A 15,195-nucleotide genomic window follows, 5' to 3' on the forward strand; every position below is an offset into this window, starting at 1 on the left:
GGGAACTCCGTACAGTGTCCGGTCACTTGCACGGCGTCGTTCAGACCACGCGCACCGACCCATCGCGCGTGCTCGAAGAAATCAAACGACAGACGCTCGAGCAACTCGGGGGGCTGCCTGGCACCCTGTATGGGCCGATCGAGGACGCCCTGAAGGCCGATTCGCTTAAAGGCGACGGCCGCAACCACCATTTCGAAGACCAAGCCGCATTGTGGGTGCTGCGCCAGCAACAGGCCAGCCATGTCATGGCGTTTCGTCAGCACGTCAGTCAGGGCTTCGAGCAGTTCCGCTCGCCCGGCACGGCCGTGGGCGGACTCGGCGGTTCGCCGCTGCAGTTGGTCGGCGAACAGCAACTGGCCTTCGACCTGGACGGCGAACGGTTGACCGAGGCGTTGGATCAACGCTATCTGCGTCCGCTGGAGATGATCCAGGGCCGGCTCAAGATGCTCGGCCAGGCGCTGGGCTCGACCGGCGGCGACAACCCGCTCGGACCGTACCGGTTGATCAGGGCGTTCATCGCCCTGTATAGCGAAGCGCAGGTCAACGAAAGCCTGCGTCTGCGGCTGTTCCGTCAGTACGAACAAGAATTGTCGCGGCTGCTCGGCGATCTGTACGCGCGGATCAACAACTTGCTGGCCACCGCCGGTTACGGCGTGGGCATGGCCGGCCCGGCGGCGGGCGGGCCGGCGCGTCCGGCCGAAGAACGGCGCGAGCGCAACACCCTCGACGATGTGTTCGACACGGTTCCTCATCGCGATCCGTCGCACGATCACGGCGGCGCAGGCGGTTATGGCGGCGACGCGCACGCAGGTCATATGGGCCGCGCGGATGGCGGCGCCCACTCGCAGGTATCGCCCGCCGATGTCGCGGCGATGGCCAGCGAGCTGGCCGAGCTGCGTTCGCAGCTGCACGCTTGGCGCGAAGGCTTGATCAAGGCCGGCGGCTTGCCGCCGACCCATCAGCAGCCGCAGCGCACGATGGCGCCGCGTCGCGAACTGCGCGTGGAAGAAGTGGTCGGCATGGCCTCGTTGCTGCAGCCCGAGCCGCCCGATGCGTATGCGCGGGCGTTGTCGGTGTCCGGCCGGCTCGGCGAAACCATCCGCGATCAGCTCTACGACGGCGCGCGCCGGTTGGGCTTCAACCCGGATCAGACCTGCTTCAGCGCCGAAGAGGACGATGCGATCGATCTGGTCGCGTTGCTGTTCGATTCTTTGTTCCGCAACCACGCCCTGCAGGACCGCGCCCGGCGCGTGTATGCGCGGCTGGTCATGCCTTACGTCAAGGTGGCGCTGACCGACAACGCGGTGTTCGTCAAGCGCGAACACCCGGCGCGACGTCTGCTCGATGCGATCACCGAAGCCTGCGAAGGCAACGACGGCGAGACGCCGCAGGACCGCGATCTGCTCGAACGCGCCTCGGAAATCTCCCAGCGCATCGTCTCGGACTACAACGAAGACCTGGCGGTGTTCGAACTCGCCCATGCCGAACTCGACGCGTTGCTGGCCCAGCATCGCCGCCGCATCGAATTGCAGGAACAACGCGCGGCCAAGGCCACGTATGGCCGCGAGCGCCTCGGCGCGGCGCGCAGCCAGGCCGATCACGCGGTGCGCGAACGCATCGGCGAAGCGCGCCTGACCCAGGCGGTGGCCGATTTCATCGCCACGCCGTGGCGGCATCATCTGGTCCAGGTGATGTTGCGCGAGAACGAGGATCCCAAGCGCCGCGCGCAAGCGTTGGCGCTGGGCGACGCGCTGGTGATGGCAGACAAACTCGCCGCGGAAAATCGCGGCCGCGAGCTGGCCGATCAGTTGCTGGCCTTGCAGCCGATCATCGTCCAGTGCCTGGCCAGCTCGGGCCTGGACGACAGCGCCGCCCAGCACGGCATGGCCGGCCTGGTGCGCGCGTTGGCGACGCCGGACAAGGAACGCAGCGAACACCCTCTGCCCACCTCGGCCGAAGTCGAAGAGGACGTGGCCGAGGAACGCCGGTTGTATCTGGCCGGCGGCACCGCCCAGGTCGCGCACGATCCGCTGTTGGCGCAGCGCATGCGCCAGCTCGAACCCGGCGATTGGTTGCGCCTGACCAACACCCAGGGCGAGACCGTCGCGGTCAAGGTCGCCTGGATCAGCCCGTTGACCTCACGCTTCTTGCTGGTGAACCGGCGCGGCGTGCGCGCGCTGGTAGCCTCGGCCGAGGAACTGGCGGTACTGGCGGCGGCCGGACGGCTCATGGTCGGCGCAGAGCGCACCGCCTTCGACGAGGCGATGCGCCAGGTGCGCAGGCATCTGGACCGGGTGATCTGAGCCTTCCGCGATCGGATTCGCGCAAGCGCAGCAGATGGGGATCGGATCGAAAGCCCGACGTCTTCGAGATGAACCAGACGGGGCGAAAGCCCCGAACTCTTTTGTGGGAGGGGCTTCAGCCCCGACGCTGTTCGGTCAGATCGCTGCATTATCGGGACGACTGATCGGAAAGCGTCGGGGCTGAAGCCCCTCCCACAAAAGACTTTGAGGCCTCACAAGTGGCGGACACAGGTTCCTAGAGGCGACCTGTCGCCCGCAGCCCGTGTGACCCCAATCCGTTTCCGCGACACCGCCGCCGACCGTCATCGATCCGAGATCGCACGCGCCCCGATCATTCCGTTACGATGCATCGAACGGGGCACGGAGCGGAGCATGTCGGGCATTACGATTGGCGTTGCGAGCGAAACCGCATCCGGCGAAAAGCGCGTAGCGCTGACGCCGGAGACCTGCAAGAAACTCGTCGCCCGCGGCGCGCGCGTGCGCATCCAGCGCGGTGCCGGGCGCGCATCGAGTTTCACCGACGAGGCCTACGTCCAGGCCGGCGCCGAGCTCGCCGACGATGCCGACGCGGCCACCGGCGATGCCGACGTGGTGCTATGCGTGCAGGCACCGGAACCTGCCAGGCTTGGGCAATTGCGCGAAGGCGCGGCGCTGGTCGGGCTGTTGCAGCCGCAGGCCGATGCCGCGCGCGGCGAGGCCATCGTCGCGCGCCGGCTCAATGCCTTCCCGCTCGAACGCCTGCCGCGCACCACCCGCGCCCAGGCCATGGACGTGCTCAGTTCGCAGGCCGGCATGGCCGGTTACAAGGCGGTGCTGATCGCCGCGCAGCTGGCGCCGCGGTTCTTTCCGATGCTGACCACCGCGGCCGGCACCATCCGGCCGTCCAAGGTGCTGATCGTCGGGGCCGGCGTGGCCGGGCTGCAGGCCGTCGCCACGGCCAAGCGCCTGGGCGCGCAGGTCGAAGGCTTCGACGTGCGTCCGGAGACGCGCGAGCAGATCGAATCGCTGGGCGGCAAGTTCCTCGACCTGGGCGTCAGCGCCGCGGGCGAGGGCGGTTACGCCCGCCAACTCACCGACGAGGAGCGCGCCGAGCAGCAGCGCCGCCTCGGCGAACATCTGAAGAACATCGACGTGATCGTCTGCACCGCCGCGGTGCCCGGGCGTCCGGCGCCGAAGATCATCAGCGCGGCGATGATCGCGGGGATGAAGCCGGGCAGCGTGCTGGTCGATCTGGCCGCGGAAACCGGCGGCAATTGCGAGCTCACCCAGCCCGGCGAAACCATCGACGTCGACGGCGTGACCGTCGCTGGCCCGTTGAACCTGGCCAGCAGCGGCGCGGTGCACGCCAGCGAGATGTATGCGCGCAACGTGCTCAACTTCGTCAGCCTGTTCGTCAACGACGGCGCGCTGAATTTCGATTGGAACGATGAACTGCTGGCCAAGACGATCTGGCCGGAGCGCACAACCACGGCCTGAGCGCGGATGACCTGGTTCGCCGACGAAATCCTCTTGCCGGCCACCGCGCACGCGGTGAAGCGGATCGCCGGCGATCCTTTGCTGGCGCCGTTCGCGTACTGGGTGCGCGATCTCGACGGCCATGTCTGGCACGCCGAACACCATCGCCACGATTTGCCCCAGGACGGGTTGATCGCGATCCGCCCGGTGCGCGACACCCGCGGCGACGACGGCGACGATTCCTGGTACGGCGTGCCGTCGCTGGAGTGGTCGAGCTTGCGGCCCACGCACGATCAAGGCCCCGAGCCGGATCGCATCGGCCGGAAGCTGGCGATGTATCTGCTGGAATGCACGAGCGGCGAGACGCCGTCGGCCGACACCTTGCCCGAGGACGTCGATTCCTTGCCGCCGCCTTCGTTGCGACGCTATCTGAGCGAACTGGCGGCCGAGCTGTCGGCGCCGGTGCTGTACCACTCGGCATGTTTCTGGGGTGGCGCGGTCGAATACGAATACAGCCTGTGCTATCGCCCCGTCGAAGCGCTGTTTCTGACCAGGCCGCCGGAACCCGGCGATGAGGCGGTCCGGCACGCGCTGCACGACGGTCTGGCCGGTGTCGGGGTGAACCTGGCGAGTCCGTATTTCGCCCTGCATGCGCGCGAATTTCCGTGGGCGCGGCATCGCTTGCAAGCCCGGGGCTGAACACGCGGCGCGTCGATGCGGCTTACGCGGCGCTCATGCCCGGCACGCACGGAATTAACGTGGATTCTCGCAGGCTCGGACCGGGCTCACTGACGGCGAGGCGCAATGGACGAGGACCTGCAATCGATGAGCGCGGACGAACTGCGCGAACAGGTGCGGCGTTTGCGCGCGGGCATCCGCGCGCATCGCGACAGCAGCGGACACGAACTGTGCTGGCATCACCCGCAGCTGTGGAATCTGTTGCCCGAACGAACCCAGCCGCGGATCGCGGTGCCGCAGTGGCCGGCGTTTCTGCGCGGTTGCGTGCGTTATCGCGAGTCGCTGGACCGGCAGCGGCCGGATGCGCCGCGGATCGATGAGGAACTGAAATGATCGAGTGCGACCGGATTTAGCGCACTCGGCGCAATGTTCCCGTTTGGAGACGTTGCGCCGTTCGCCCAGCTGGCGGCGAGTCGGTCGCGACTGGGGTTTCGACGTGGCTGCGGCAGCGCGGTCGCGGCTTGCGCAGCTCCTACGGTTGCTGCGTCGTACCGATCACCTCGCAGTAGGAGCTGCGCAAGCTGCGACCGAGACTTTTCGGTCGCCGGCGTGGCTATCGGCGATGCGGCTATGCCTAGGCCCGGCGAAAGCGGAGATCCAGCGGTTTCACGGTCCTGCCCCGATGAATCCCTGGATCCCCGCCTTCGCGGGATGACGGTGAACGGGGTCGCTCCCTCGTGGGGATGACGACGGTGGAACCCGATCAATCCCTCGACGACGACCCGCGCTCGGGCTTCGGCGGCGGCGGATTGGCCTGCACCCAGGCGCGACGCTGCTCCGGCGTCATCGCGCGCCACTTTTCCATCATCGCGCGGCGGGCGTTGTCGTCCAGGCCGCGCAGGTGAGCGAACAGCGCGCGCATCTGGCTGCGCTCTTCCGGGTCCAGGTGTTCCCAGCGTTTCATGCCGCGGCGTGCGTCCTTGCGCTCTTCGGGCGTCATCTGCTGCCAACGGCGCGCGTGTTCGAGCATGCGCTGGCGTTCTTCGGGCGAGTTGTTCCAGCGCTCGCGCATCGGCGCGATCAGCTGCTCGCGCTGGGCCTGGCTGAGCTGATCCCAGGCCGGCAGGTTGGCTGCGCTGGCGGCCGCCGGATCCGGCGGCGCCGCGGTGGCGGTGGCGATGAGGGCGGGCGCGACCAGCGCGGCCAGGGCGAGAGCCCATCCGGCGCGGCGTAGCGGGGCGAGGCGACGCATGGCGGTTTACTCCGTATGAGTCCGGGACGGCAGGGCGTCGCTGTTGGACGCCAGCCACAGATAGAGATCGGGATTTTCGTCGAGCGAGGCGACCGCGGTGTCCGGGTCGTAGACCGCGTCGGGTGAAGTCGCGCCGGCGGTCGCGGCGATCACCGCGGGCACGGCCGTCGCCGACTGCGCCGAGGCCGGGCCGGGGTTGGCGCCCAGTTGCAGGTTCACCACCAGCGCCAGCGCCGCGATACCGGCGAACGCGCCCGAACCGGCCAGGGCCCAGCCGAGGAGGCCGCCGCGGCCGCGCTGCGGCTGGGCGGCGGCCTCGCTGCGGATCGTGCGCAAGCGGGCGCGGATCTGCGGGCTGACGCTGTCGACGGCGCGCGCGTGCAGATCGCGCACGGCGGCGTCGAAGCGCGCATCCGGATCGGGCGGCGGGTTTGCGCGGTGTTGCGAGTGTTGGTTGGGGTTCATCGCCAGTCCTCCAATTGCCGCTGCAAGGCTTCGCGCGCGCGCGACAGATGGGTTTTCACCGCGCCTTCGCTGCAACCCATCGCCCGCGCGGTCGTGGCGACGTCGAGTTCTTCCAGAATCCGCAAGGAAAACGCCTCGCGTTGCCGGCGCGGCAGCTTGCCCAGCGCGTCGGCGAATTTTGCGTAGGCCTCGCGGCCGTCGAAGCTGCGCTGCGGGTCGGGGCCATCGTCGGCCCAGTCCAGCGGCGCATCGTCTTCGCGCGGCGCCGGCATCAGCCAGCGCAGGCGGAAAGTGCGGCGGCGCTGCACATCGACGATGCGGCTGCGCAGGATGCTCCAGAACAGCGGCGTCCATTCCCGCGCCGGCCGCTCGCGATAGGCCAGCATCTTCATCATCGCGTCCTGGACCGCGTCCAGCGCGTCCTCGCGGTGACGCAGGCCCAGTTCGGCGAAACGGAAGGCGCGGGTGCCCAGGCCGGCGAGGAACTCGTCGATCGTCGCCGGCAGGCGCGCCGGCGCGTCCGGTGTGGTCGCCTCGACTGCGGCCGGGTCCTGTCCGGCACAGTCGTCGGCCGATCCGTCCGCGGGCTGCGCCCCGCCTTGCGTGTCCGATTCGGCGTTTGCGCCCGACGGCGCGCCTTCGCGCAGCCTGTCGTGAGGCGAAACCGGCCCAGCCGCCTGCGGATCGGCGCCGGCCCGGCCGGAATCGCGCGCTTGCGGCCGCCCGTTCGCCCGCGCCTGGTAGCGGTGTTCGAGCGGATCGTTCGGCGGCAGCGGGTCGTGGTCGACGCTCACGACCTCCAGCATACGGGCGCTTGGCGGTAGCAGCACCTGGGGGGCCTCAACCGCGTCCGGTCCGGCGGCCCGGGCGTATATGACGGTTCGTCGCGTTCGGCATGGGCGTTTCCGCGCGCCGGAATGTGCGGCGCTTACGGAAACCGGAAACGTCCCGGCCCCGGATCGGTTGACAGCGGTGGCGCCGTATTCACGGACGGTTATGATGCGGGAGACATCGCATGGGGACGGATTAGGATGAGCGACGGGTTCGTGGCGCTGTATATCTTCATGCTGGCGGGTATCGCCGGCCACGTGATCATCTCGCGGGTGCCGGTGATTCTGCACACCCCGCTGATGTCGGGTTCCAACTTCATCCACGGCATCGTGCTGATCGGCGCGATCATCGTGCTCGGCCACGCCGACACCACCTTGGAGAAAGTCATCGGCTTCGTCGCGGTGCTGCTCGGCGCGGGCAACGCCGCCGGCGGCTACGTGGTGACCGAACGCATGCTGGAGATGTTCAAGTCCAGCAAGAAGCCGGCCGGCAAGGCGGGCGGTTGAATGGTCGGGTCTGTCGCTACGCCGCGATCGCCGCGGCGGTCGTCGTGGGGCTGGCGGTGCTCGCCGCTCCGGCTTTCTTCGGTTACGTGCTGCCGCTCGGGCAGCTGCGGTTTTATGGAGCGCACGCGCTGATGGAAGCCTTATCGATTCTGGTCAAGACCAGCTATCTGGTCGCCGCCACCTTGTTCCTGCTGGGCCTGCAGCGCATGGCTTCGCCGGTGACCGCGCGCAGCGGCATCCGCTGGGCCGGCGCGGGCATGGTCATCGCCACGGTGGCGACCTTCTTCCTGCCGGGGCTGCACAACCTGGCGCTGATCGTGCTGGCGGTCGGCATCGGCACGATCCTGGCGTGGGTGTCGGGCAAGAAGGTCGCGATCACCGACATGCCGCAGATGGTCGCCCTGTACAACGGCATGGGCGGCGGTTCGGCGGCGGCGATCGGCGCGGTCGAGCTGTTGCGCTTGTCGGCGCGGATTCCGGATGATCCGCTGCAGGCGCAGTTGCAGCGCGGCGTGATCGAGATGCAGACCCCGAGCGTGGCGCTGGTGCTGGCGGTGATCGGCGCGGCGATCGGCGCGGTGTCGCTGTCGGGTTCGGTGATCGCCTGGGCCAAGCTCGACGGCCGCCTGGACAAGCGCGTGGTGTTCCCGGGCCAGCAGATCTTCAACGCGATCGTGGCCCTGGCGATGGTCGTGCTGGGCGTCGCCGCGGTCATGACCCTCAACGTGCCGATCATTCTCGCGTTCTTCATCGTCGCGCTCGCGCTGGGCGTGCTGATGACCTTGCCGATCGGCGGCGCCGACATGCCGGTGGTGATTTCGCTGTACAACGCCTTCACCGGTCTGGCGGTGGCGTTCGAAGGTTATGTGCTCGGCAACGAGGCCTTGATCATCGCCGGCACCATGGTCGGCGCGGCCGGCATGCTGCTCACCCGATTGATGGCCAAGGCGATGAACCGGCCGATCAGCGGCGTGTTGTTCTCCAACTTCGGCGGCGGCGGCCAGGCGCAGGAAATCAGCGGTACGCAGAAGCCGATCGAGGCCGGCGACGTCGCCGCGATGATGGGCTTCGCCGAACGCGTGGTGATCGTGCCCGGTTACGGCCTGGCGGTGGCGCAGGCGCAGCACAAGATCTGGGAGCTGGCACAGAAACTCATGGATCGCGGGGTCAAGGTGAAATTCGCGATCCATCCGGTCGCCGGCCGCATGCCCGGGCACATGAACGTGCTGCTCGCCGAGGCCGGCGTGCCTTACGACCTGATCGCCGACATGGACGACATCAATCCCGAATTCGCCAACACCGACGTGTCGCTGGTGATCGGCGCCAACGACGTGGTCAATCCGGTCGCCAAGACCGATCCGTCCTCGCCGATCTACGGCATGCCGATCCTGGACGTGGTCAATTCGCGCAACACCATCGTGATCAAGCGCGGCAAGGGCACCGGTTTTGCCGGTATCGAAAACGCGCTGTTCTACGCCGACAACACCCGCATGCTGTACGGCGACGGCGCCGAGATGGCCAGCGCGCTGGTGTCCGAGCTCAAGGCGCTCGACGGCGGGCATTGACCCGCTTCGAGTCCGACGGGTGCCGCAGCGCACCCGTCGCGCGTGCGATCACGCGTTGCCGCGAATGCGCAACGTCAAACCCTTGAGGAAGTTGCGCAGCATCTGATCGCCGCAGGCGCGAAAGTTCTTGTGGTCGCTCTGGCGGAACAGCGCGCTCAGCTCCGGCTTGGATACCGGGAAACCGGCGTCGGCGAAGGCCTGGTGCATGTCGAGGTCCTTCAGCTCGAAGGCCACGCGCAGTTTCTTCAGCACCAGATTGTTGCTGACGCGTTTTTCCAGCGGGCGCGGCGGCTGGCTTTCATCGCGGCCGCGGTAGTGGAACACCAGCCCGTCGAGGAAACGCGCGAGCACGGCGTCGTCGCATTCGGCATAGCCCTCGTCCTCGTCTTTCTTGAGGAAGGCCTGCACGTCGGTTTTTTCCAGCGCGAAGGCCGGGTCGGCGAGTTTGACGATCTCCACGACCTTCAGGTCGCTCAGATCGAGCATGTAGCGGATGCTGCGCAATACGTCGTTGTTGATCATGGTCTGTCCTGCCGGGCGCGGCCTGAGGCGCGGCCCTGGTGCCACCCGGCCCCGCGCGCGGCGGCCGATGCGTTCTTGAATGCCATCGCCGACAAGGGCCCGGCGGATCGGCCGGGCCTGGGGCGGGGATGGGGGCGAACGCGGATTCTCGCATTTCGGGCGAGCGCTGGGCGGATCGGGGCTGTGCGCGCCAAGGCCGATGCCGTGCTTTTGTGGGAGGGCCTTCAGGCCCGACGCTTTTCGATCAGGCCCGGCCGAAAGGCGTCGGGCCTGAAGGCCCTCCCACAAGAGCTTGCCGGTCCGTAGATCCGAATCGAATCGGGCCCGCGGCGGTTACGAATCCGAGTGCTCGCGCGCGCCGGCGTTGGGCCATTCGCTGAAGACATCGCCGTGTTGTTGGCGGGATGCGTGGCAGGCCGCGCAGCCGTCGCGTTCGGCGGTCTTGAGCCGGTCGGCGCGTTCGCCGGCGGCGAATTCGGCGTAACCCCAGCCGCCGCTGGCCTTGAAGCGCGCGCTGTCCTTGACCATCACATCGATATGCCGGCGCGGGCCTTGATCGACGATGCCGTCGCCGCTGTCGCGGGTTTCGAACAGGTCGTAGACCAGCACGGCGCCGTCGGGGTACTCGCCGCTGCGATAGCCCTGCAGCGCGGCGGGGTTGGCGTAGATGTGGTGCAGGCCGCCGAAGCGCGGGTAGGCGGCGTGGCCGGAGGTGATCAGGCCGCTCTTGATGTGGGTCCACATCGAGTAGCCGGCGGGGAACGCGATTGCCGGCGCATCTTGGGCCCGCGGCGGATCCGCGGGCGGCGAGGCGGCTTGGGCGAAGCCGCCGATCGCCAGGGCCAGGGCGAGCGCGGCGGCCAGGGCGATCGCGTCGGCCCGTCCGCAACCGCGGCCATTCGATGCGCGCGCGCCGTCGCCATCGCGGTCAGCGCGCATGCGACAGCCCCTTGTCGGCGAAGGCGCGTTGCACCGCCCAGGCGATCGGCCACGCCACGAAGACCACATGTACGGCGATGCTCAGCACGATCCACAGCATGTCGTCGGGCAAGCCCTTGCTGCCGGCTCGCGAGAGCGGCACGACGATGAAGTTCATCGCCACGAACAGCCACAAGCCGTACAAGGTGGACGCCAGCCACGGACGTCGACGCATCCACGCCAGGCGGGTCGCGGCGAAGGCGTAGACCGCGGCCATGACCAGGGCGATGAAGTAATGCAGGAACAGGCCCAGGGCCGCGGTCCCGGCGCCGCCGGCCATCGCGGCTTCGCGGCCGATCAGGCCGGAGGCGACGCTGTGCAGGATGCGCTGCGCGGGCACGCCCACGGTGACGCCCCAGTAGGTGATCGCATACGCGATATCGAGGGTGCCGGCGATCAGACCGCCGATCGCGGTCCACAACGGCAACGAGCGGGTGGGGCGTGCGGCGTAAGTCATGACGGATCTCGTGAATTAGGGAAGAACGCGAGGCGCTGCGGTCGCCAGTCGATACGAGGGCGGTGGCGCTGCGGATGCTGCAATGGCGATCGGGCGAAGGCGGCTTGGGCGCGCGGCGACTCAGGCCGCCCGTACCTCCGGCCGGTCCAGTCGCCGCGCCTGGGTCGCGGTCAGCCCGAAGGAATTCTTGAACGCGCGGCAGAACGCGCTCTGGCTTTCGAAGCCCAGCGCCTCGGTGATCTCGCACACCGGCATGCGGGTTTCGCGGACCATGCGCCAGGCGCGGTCCGAACGCAGGCGCGCGGCGAATTCGGTCGGGGTTTCGTCGAACACGTCGCGGTAGATCCGGATCAGGTGGCAGGGCGAATAGTTGGCGCTGCGCGCGAGCCGGTTGAGGTCCAGGCGGATCTCCGGATGACGGCGGATCAGGTGCTGCACGCGCAACAGCCGCAGCAAGGTCTGCTGACGCCGGCGCTGGGTGCGGCCGCTGCAGCGCGGCAGGCGTTCTTGCAGGTCGCGCTGCTGCTCCAGCAACAGCGAGCACAAGGTCCGCACCAGCGCGGCGCCGTTGGCCGCCAATTCGGCCGGCTGCGCGGCCAGCCGCGCCAGCCGCACCAGCAGCCGTTGTACGTCGCGCGGCGCGGCGCCTTCCCACGGCAGCAGATCGCTGCTTTGTTCGTCCGGACCGTTGAGCAGGTACGGGCGCCATGCCGCCTCGGGCCCGCTCAGGCACAGCCACCAGCACGGCAAGCGCGCGCTGCTGCGCAGGCGGCCGTCGCGCCAGATATGCAGATGGCCCGGGGCCAGCTCCCAGGTGCTGTCGGCCGACTCCAGCCGCAGCGGGCCGCGCAACGGCAGCCACAGCGACATCCAGCCGGCCGGTACGTCCAGTTGGACCGCGCGGCCGGAGGCGCGGATCAGGTGCAGCCCGGGCGGATGCGGGCCGGGGCGGGCGGCCGACAGATCCAGGTGCTCGGCGAAATGAATCCGGTGCTGATGCAGGCTCATACGGCCCTCGTCGGGGGTGCTGCGTGTGGGGGGACCACCTCGGTTGGCACCTAAGCTAGCCATCCGGAGCCCTCATCAGGAGGGCCAATTACTTCGGCACCGAAGGAGCCAATCGATTGCGGCGCGGATCGCCGTCTCAATCCGGCATTGCGCCGGTCTAGCGCCGTCGATGTGCCGGGAACGCCCGACTCGCAGTCGCCGTCTCGCAACTCGCCGATTGGCTTGGCACACTCGATGCGACGCAAGGCCCGAGGGGGCCAATCCGGAGCACACCATGTATCTGCCGTTGGACGGCCGGGGTCCGCTGCACGGTCAATTGGTCCGGTCGCTCAAAGACGCCGTGCTGGGGGGCCGATTGCCGGCCGGGGTGCGGTTTCCGCCGACCCGGTTGCTGGCCCAGCAGCTCGGACTGTCGCGCAACACGGTGCTGGCCGCCTATGAGCAACTGCGCGCGGAAGGCTTCATGCAGGCGCGGGTGGGCTCGGGCAGTTTCGTGGCCCTGCCGGGTTCGCCGGTGCAGGCGCGCAACGAGCCGCCGCAGCGGATCGCCGCGCAAAGCGCCTATGCGCGGCGGCTGCGGCGCTATCACGATCACGCCAACATTCCCGGCCGACGCGCGCCGGGCACCTTGCACAGCTTCCAGTACGGCGTGCCGTTCACCAATCCGCTGCTGACCTCGGCCTGGGCGCGTGCGTTGTCGCACGCGGCCGCCTACACGCCGCCCAACTATCCGACCGCGCAGGGCCTGCCGGTATTGCGCGCGGCGGTGTGCGAGTACTTGTCGCTGCGCCGCGGCGTGCAGGCCGCGCCCGAGGACGTGATCGTGGTTGCCGGCACCCAGCAGGCGATCAGTCTGACCGCGCGGGTGTTGCTTGACGAAGGCGATGAGGTGGTGATCGAAGACCCGCAGTACTTCGCCGTGCGCGAGGCGCTGCAGATCCACGGCGCCAAGCTGGTGCCTGTGCCGGTCGACGCCGACGGCCTGTGCACCGACCTGTTGCCCGAGCGACCGCCGCGGCTGATCTGCGTGACGCCGTCGCACCAGTTTCCGACCGGCTCGCTGATGTCGCTGCCGCGCCGGCGCGCGCTGCTGGACTACGCCAATCGCCACGATTGCTGGGTATTCGAAGACGACTACGACGGCGAGTTCCGCTACGACGCGCAGCCGCACGCGGCGCTGTGCGGGCTCGACGACAGTCGCCGGGTGATCTACGTCGGTACGTTCTCGAAAGTGCTGTTTCCCTCGCTGCGGCTGGGCTACATCGTCGCGCCGCCCGGGCTGCGCGACGATTTCGTCAGCGCCAAGTGGGTCGACGATTTCGGATCGCCGGGCATCGAACAAGCCGCGCTCGCGCATTTCCTCGCCGACGGCGGCTTCGAGCGGCATCTGCGCCGCACCGCCAAGACCCTCAAGCAGCGCCGCGATGTGCTGCTGGCCGCGTTGCGACGTTTGGCCGGCGACGCGTTGCAGATCGACGACTCGCACGCGGGCATGCACCTGCTGGTGTGGTTGCGCGGACGCACGGCGGCCCAGGGCGAGGCGTTCATCGCCTATGCGCAAAGCCGCAGTCTGGGCTTGTATTCGATCGCGCCGTATTACCTGCATCCGTTGGAACGCGCCGGTCTGCTGTTCGGCTACGGTGCCTTGTCGGTGGCCGAGATCGAGGAAGCGGCGAAGCTGTTCGCCACCTGCCTGGAGGAGATGGCGTTCGAGCAGGTGGGCGGCTGAGGGTTTCGCGCGCGGGTCGGTCGGCGTGGCGGTGGCCGATTCGCGGTCGCGGCTCGCGCCGCTCCCACATCCAGATATCCGTCAATCGCGGTCGCCGACTGTAGGAGCGGCGCAAGCCGCGACCGCGCCGCCTCAAATTCCGGCGAACCACCAGCCCCGGCCGCCTCAGCGCGACGCCACCGCCGCCACGATCAGCGCGATCCCCAGCCACACCAACTCCAGACCGCTATTGGCCAGCACCGCCAGGTTCCAGAAGAAATTCGGTCCCAGCTTGGCCGCGGACTCCATCGGGTCCAGCCCCAGCACGGTGCCGATCTGGCCGGCGACGATGCCCCAGTTGGCCAGCGCCACGATCAGCGCGGTCACCGCCAGGCCCAGCGCGGCGCGGCGCCAGCCCGGGCGCCAGCCGCCCAGGCGCAGCATCCAGGCGATGTCCAGCGCTCCCAGCACCGCCACCCAGTTGTATTGGCGGTCGAACGTCAGCGACAGCAGCACCCAGAAAGCGGCGAAACCGAACGTGCCCAGCGCCAGCAACAGCCACGAAAACAGGCTCAGACGGCCGGAACTGGCTGGTGCCGTCTGTGTGGCGGCGGAACGGTCGGGGGGAGCGACGGTCATGGGCGGAACACTGTGGGCGGGACAAGCCCTACAGCATAGCCGGCCGGGACCGGTAGAATGGCGCGACTTGTGCTGCGGCACGGCATCCCCATCTTTTGGCCATGTATTCCCGCAGCAGCGAACCCGTCCGTTTCGAGCGCGATTGCGCCGCCGTCCTCGTGCCGCAAGGCGAGCAGGTCAACCTGCCTGCCGGCAGCGTGGGCTATATCACCCAGGCGCTGGGCGGCAGCTATACCGTGTTCGTGGAGGGCAATCTGTTCCGGATCTCCGGCGGCGATGCCGACGCGATCGGCAAAGAACCGCCCGAGCCGCTGGAACTGCCCGAAGGCGCAGACGACGAAGCGGTGGAGCAATTGGTCTGGAAGCAGTTGCGGACCTGCTTCGATCCGGAGATCCCGATCAACGTGGTCGACCTGGGCCTGGTCTACGAGGCGATCGTCAAGCCGCGCGACGACGGCCAGCGCATGGTCGAGGTGCGCATGACCCTGACCGCGCCGGCCTGCGGCATGGGCGACATTCTGGTCGACGATGTGCGCAGCAAGCTCGAAATGATTCCGACCGTGGCCGAGGCCGACGTCGAGCTGGTGTTCGATCCGCCGTGGGGACGGCACATGATGTCCGAGGCCGCGCGCCTGGAAACCGGAATGCTTTGACGCGTCGCGCGCGCGACGTCGCCGGACGGCGACGTATGGCGTGCCCAAGAGTGTTCGGCCTGCGTACCCGATTGTAAGAACTGCAAATCGTGTTCACGGTTTGTGTCCGCGAGAATCGTTTTCAGTGCATAGACGCGGGTTGCGTGTGTGCCTAGGTTGTTGTTCGCGGCCACGC

The 15,195-nt window shown here is 68.5% G+C and carries 17 protein-coding genes; 9 read left to right on the forward strand and 8 right to left on the reverse strand.

All coding sequences use genetic code 11. The features are described 5' to 3' along the window. Positions 1–14 precede the first annotated feature (14 nt). The 4 genes from ACTOWJ_RS16275 (at position 15) to ACTOWJ_RS16290 (ending at position 4,829) form a co-directional block, all read left to right on the forward strand. Positions 15–2,303 carry a DUF1631 family protein gene (locus ACTOWJ_RS16275; protein ID WP_441335672.1) on the forward strand — a complete coding sequence of 763 codons (2,289 nt, stop codon included), beginning with the start codon at positions 15–17 and terminating at the stop codon, positions 2,301–2,303. A gap of 372 nt (positions 2,304–2,675) precedes the next feature. After that, positions 2,676–3,779, forward strand: a complete 1,104-nt coding sequence (locus tag ACTOWJ_RS16280; RefSeq protein WP_441335673.1) for an NAD(P) transhydrogenase subunit alpha — start codon at positions 2,676–2,678, stop codon at positions 3,777–3,779. A 6-nt stretch (positions 3,780–3,785) separates the two neighbouring features. Further along, positions 3,786–4,457 carry a hypothetical protein gene (locus tag ACTOWJ_RS16285; RefSeq protein WP_441335674.1) on the forward strand — a complete coding sequence of 224 codons (672 nt, stop codon included), beginning with the start codon at positions 3,786–3,788 and terminating at the stop codon, positions 4,455–4,457. Between the two features lie 105 nt (positions 4,458–4,562). Continuing rightward, entirely contained in the window at positions 4,563–4,829 is a 267-nt protein-coding gene (locus ACTOWJ_RS16290) for a hypothetical protein (protein WP_441335675.1), read from the forward strand. Positions 4,830–5,199: 370 nt separating this feature from the next. On the opposite strand, the gene ACTOWJ_RS16295 is transcribed toward ACTOWJ_RS16290, so the two are convergent. Genes ACTOWJ_RS16295 through ACTOWJ_RS16305 form a run of 3 tightly spaced genes read right to left on the reverse strand, consistent with a single transcriptional unit; the run spans position 5,200 to position 6,659 of the window. Further along, positions 5,200–5,688, reverse strand: a complete 489-nt coding sequence (locus ACTOWJ_RS16295) for a DUF3106 domain-containing protein (protein ID WP_441335676.1) — start codon at positions 5,686–5,688, stop codon at positions 5,200–5,202. A gap of 6 nt (positions 5,689–5,694) precedes the next feature. Further along, positions 5,695–6,153, reverse strand: coding sequence for a hypothetical protein (locus ACTOWJ_RS16300; protein ID WP_441335677.1), 459 nt, complete (start codon positions 6,151–6,153; stop codon positions 5,695–5,697). Further along, complete coding sequence (locus ACTOWJ_RS16305; RefSeq protein WP_441335791.1) at positions 6,150–6,659, reverse strand: RNA polymerase sigma factor; 510 nt, start codon at positions 6,657–6,659, stop codon at positions 6,150–6,152. The genes ACTOWJ_RS16300 and ACTOWJ_RS16305 overlap by 4 nt, the downstream gene beginning before the upstream one ends. A gap of 525 nt (positions 6,660–7,184) precedes the next feature. Between ACTOWJ_RS16305 and ACTOWJ_RS16310 the strand changes: the two genes are divergently transcribed. Together ACTOWJ_RS16310 and ACTOWJ_RS16315 are read left to right on the forward strand one after the other, a co-directional pair. Continuing rightward, entirely contained in the window at positions 7,185–7,490 is a 306-nt protein-coding gene (locus tag ACTOWJ_RS16310; protein ID WP_441335678.1) for an NAD(P) transhydrogenase subunit alpha, read from the forward strand. Between the two features lie 131 nt (positions 7,491–7,621). Next, positions 7,622–9,055, forward strand: coding sequence for an NAD(P)(+) transhydrogenase (Re/Si-specific) subunit beta (locus tag ACTOWJ_RS16315; RefSeq protein WP_441335792.1), 1,434 nt, complete (start codon positions 7,622–7,624; stop codon positions 9,053–9,055). Positions 9,056–9,103: 48 nt separating this feature from the next. Here ACTOWJ_RS16315 and ACTOWJ_RS16320 read toward each other — a convergent pair whose 3' ends face one another. Next, the gene (locus ACTOWJ_RS16320; RefSeq protein WP_441335679.1) at positions 9,104–9,577 is read right to left on the reverse strand and encodes a DUF1456 family protein; all 474 of its coding nucleotides are present in this window, start codon (positions 9,575–9,577) and stop codon (positions 9,104–9,106) included. A 128-nt stretch (positions 9,578–9,705) separates the two neighbouring features. Here ACTOWJ_RS16320 and ACTOWJ_RS16325 point away from each other — a divergent pair, with 128 nt between their 5' ends. Continuing rightward, positions 9,706–9,957 (forward strand): DUF6053 domain-containing protein, encoded by a 252-nt coding sequence (locus ACTOWJ_RS16325; RefSeq protein ID WP_441335680.1) that lies wholly within the window; start codon positions 9,706–9,708, stop codon positions 9,955–9,957. On the opposite strand, the gene ACTOWJ_RS16330 is transcribed toward ACTOWJ_RS16325, so the two are convergent. From ACTOWJ_RS16330 to ACTOWJ_RS16340, 3 genes are all read right to left on the reverse strand, one after another. Further along, complete coding sequence (locus ACTOWJ_RS16330) at positions 9,911–10,516, reverse strand: cytochrome P460 family protein (RefSeq protein WP_441335681.1); 606 nt, start codon at positions 10,514–10,516, stop codon at positions 9,911–9,913. The genes ACTOWJ_RS16325 and ACTOWJ_RS16330 overlap by 47 nt on opposite strands. Beyond that, positions 10,506–11,012: a hypothetical protein gene (locus ACTOWJ_RS16335; protein ID WP_441335682.1), complete on the reverse strand. Its 507-nt coding sequence runs from the start codon at positions 11,010–11,012 to the stop codon at positions 10,506–10,508. The genes ACTOWJ_RS16330 and ACTOWJ_RS16335 overlap by 11 nt, the downstream gene beginning before the upstream one ends. Before the next feature lie 120 nt (positions 11,013–11,132). Further along, complete coding sequence (locus tag ACTOWJ_RS16340; RefSeq protein ID WP_441335683.1) at positions 11,133–12,020, reverse strand: helix-turn-helix domain-containing protein; 888 nt, start codon at positions 12,018–12,020, stop codon at positions 11,133–11,135. Positions 12,021–12,294: 274 nt separating this feature from the next. On the opposite strand from ACTOWJ_RS16340, the gene pdxR reads away from it, so the two are divergent. Continuing rightward, on the forward strand, positions 12,295–13,749 hold the full coding sequence (gene pdxR / locus ACTOWJ_RS16345; RefSeq protein ID WP_441335684.1) for a MocR-like pyridoxine biosynthesis transcription factor PdxR: 1,455 nt from the start codon (positions 12,295–12,297) through the stop codon (positions 13,747–13,749). 165 nt (positions 13,750–13,914) lie between these two features. Here the strand turns inward: pdxR and ACTOWJ_RS16350 are convergent, their stop codons facing one another. Next, complete coding sequence (locus ACTOWJ_RS16350) at positions 13,915–14,367, reverse strand: hypothetical protein (RefSeq protein ID WP_441335685.1); 453 nt, start codon at positions 14,365–14,367, stop codon at positions 13,915–13,917. Positions 14,368–14,468: 101 nt separating this feature from the next. Here ACTOWJ_RS16350 and sufT point away from each other — a divergent pair, with 101 nt between their 5' ends. After that, the gene (gene sufT, locus ACTOWJ_RS16355; RefSeq protein WP_441335686.1) at positions 14,469–15,020 is read left to right on the forward strand and encodes a putative Fe-S cluster assembly protein SufT; all 552 of its coding nucleotides are present in this window, start codon (positions 14,469–14,471) and stop codon (positions 15,018–15,020) included. Positions 15,021–15,195: the final 175 nt, after the last annotated feature.

The sequence above is a fragment of the Lysobacter sp. CA199 genome, from assembly GCF_052078715.1.
In the GTDB taxonomy this organism is placed as follows: Bacteria; Pseudomonadota; Gammaproteobacteria; order Xanthomonadales; family Xanthomonadaceae; genus Lysobacter.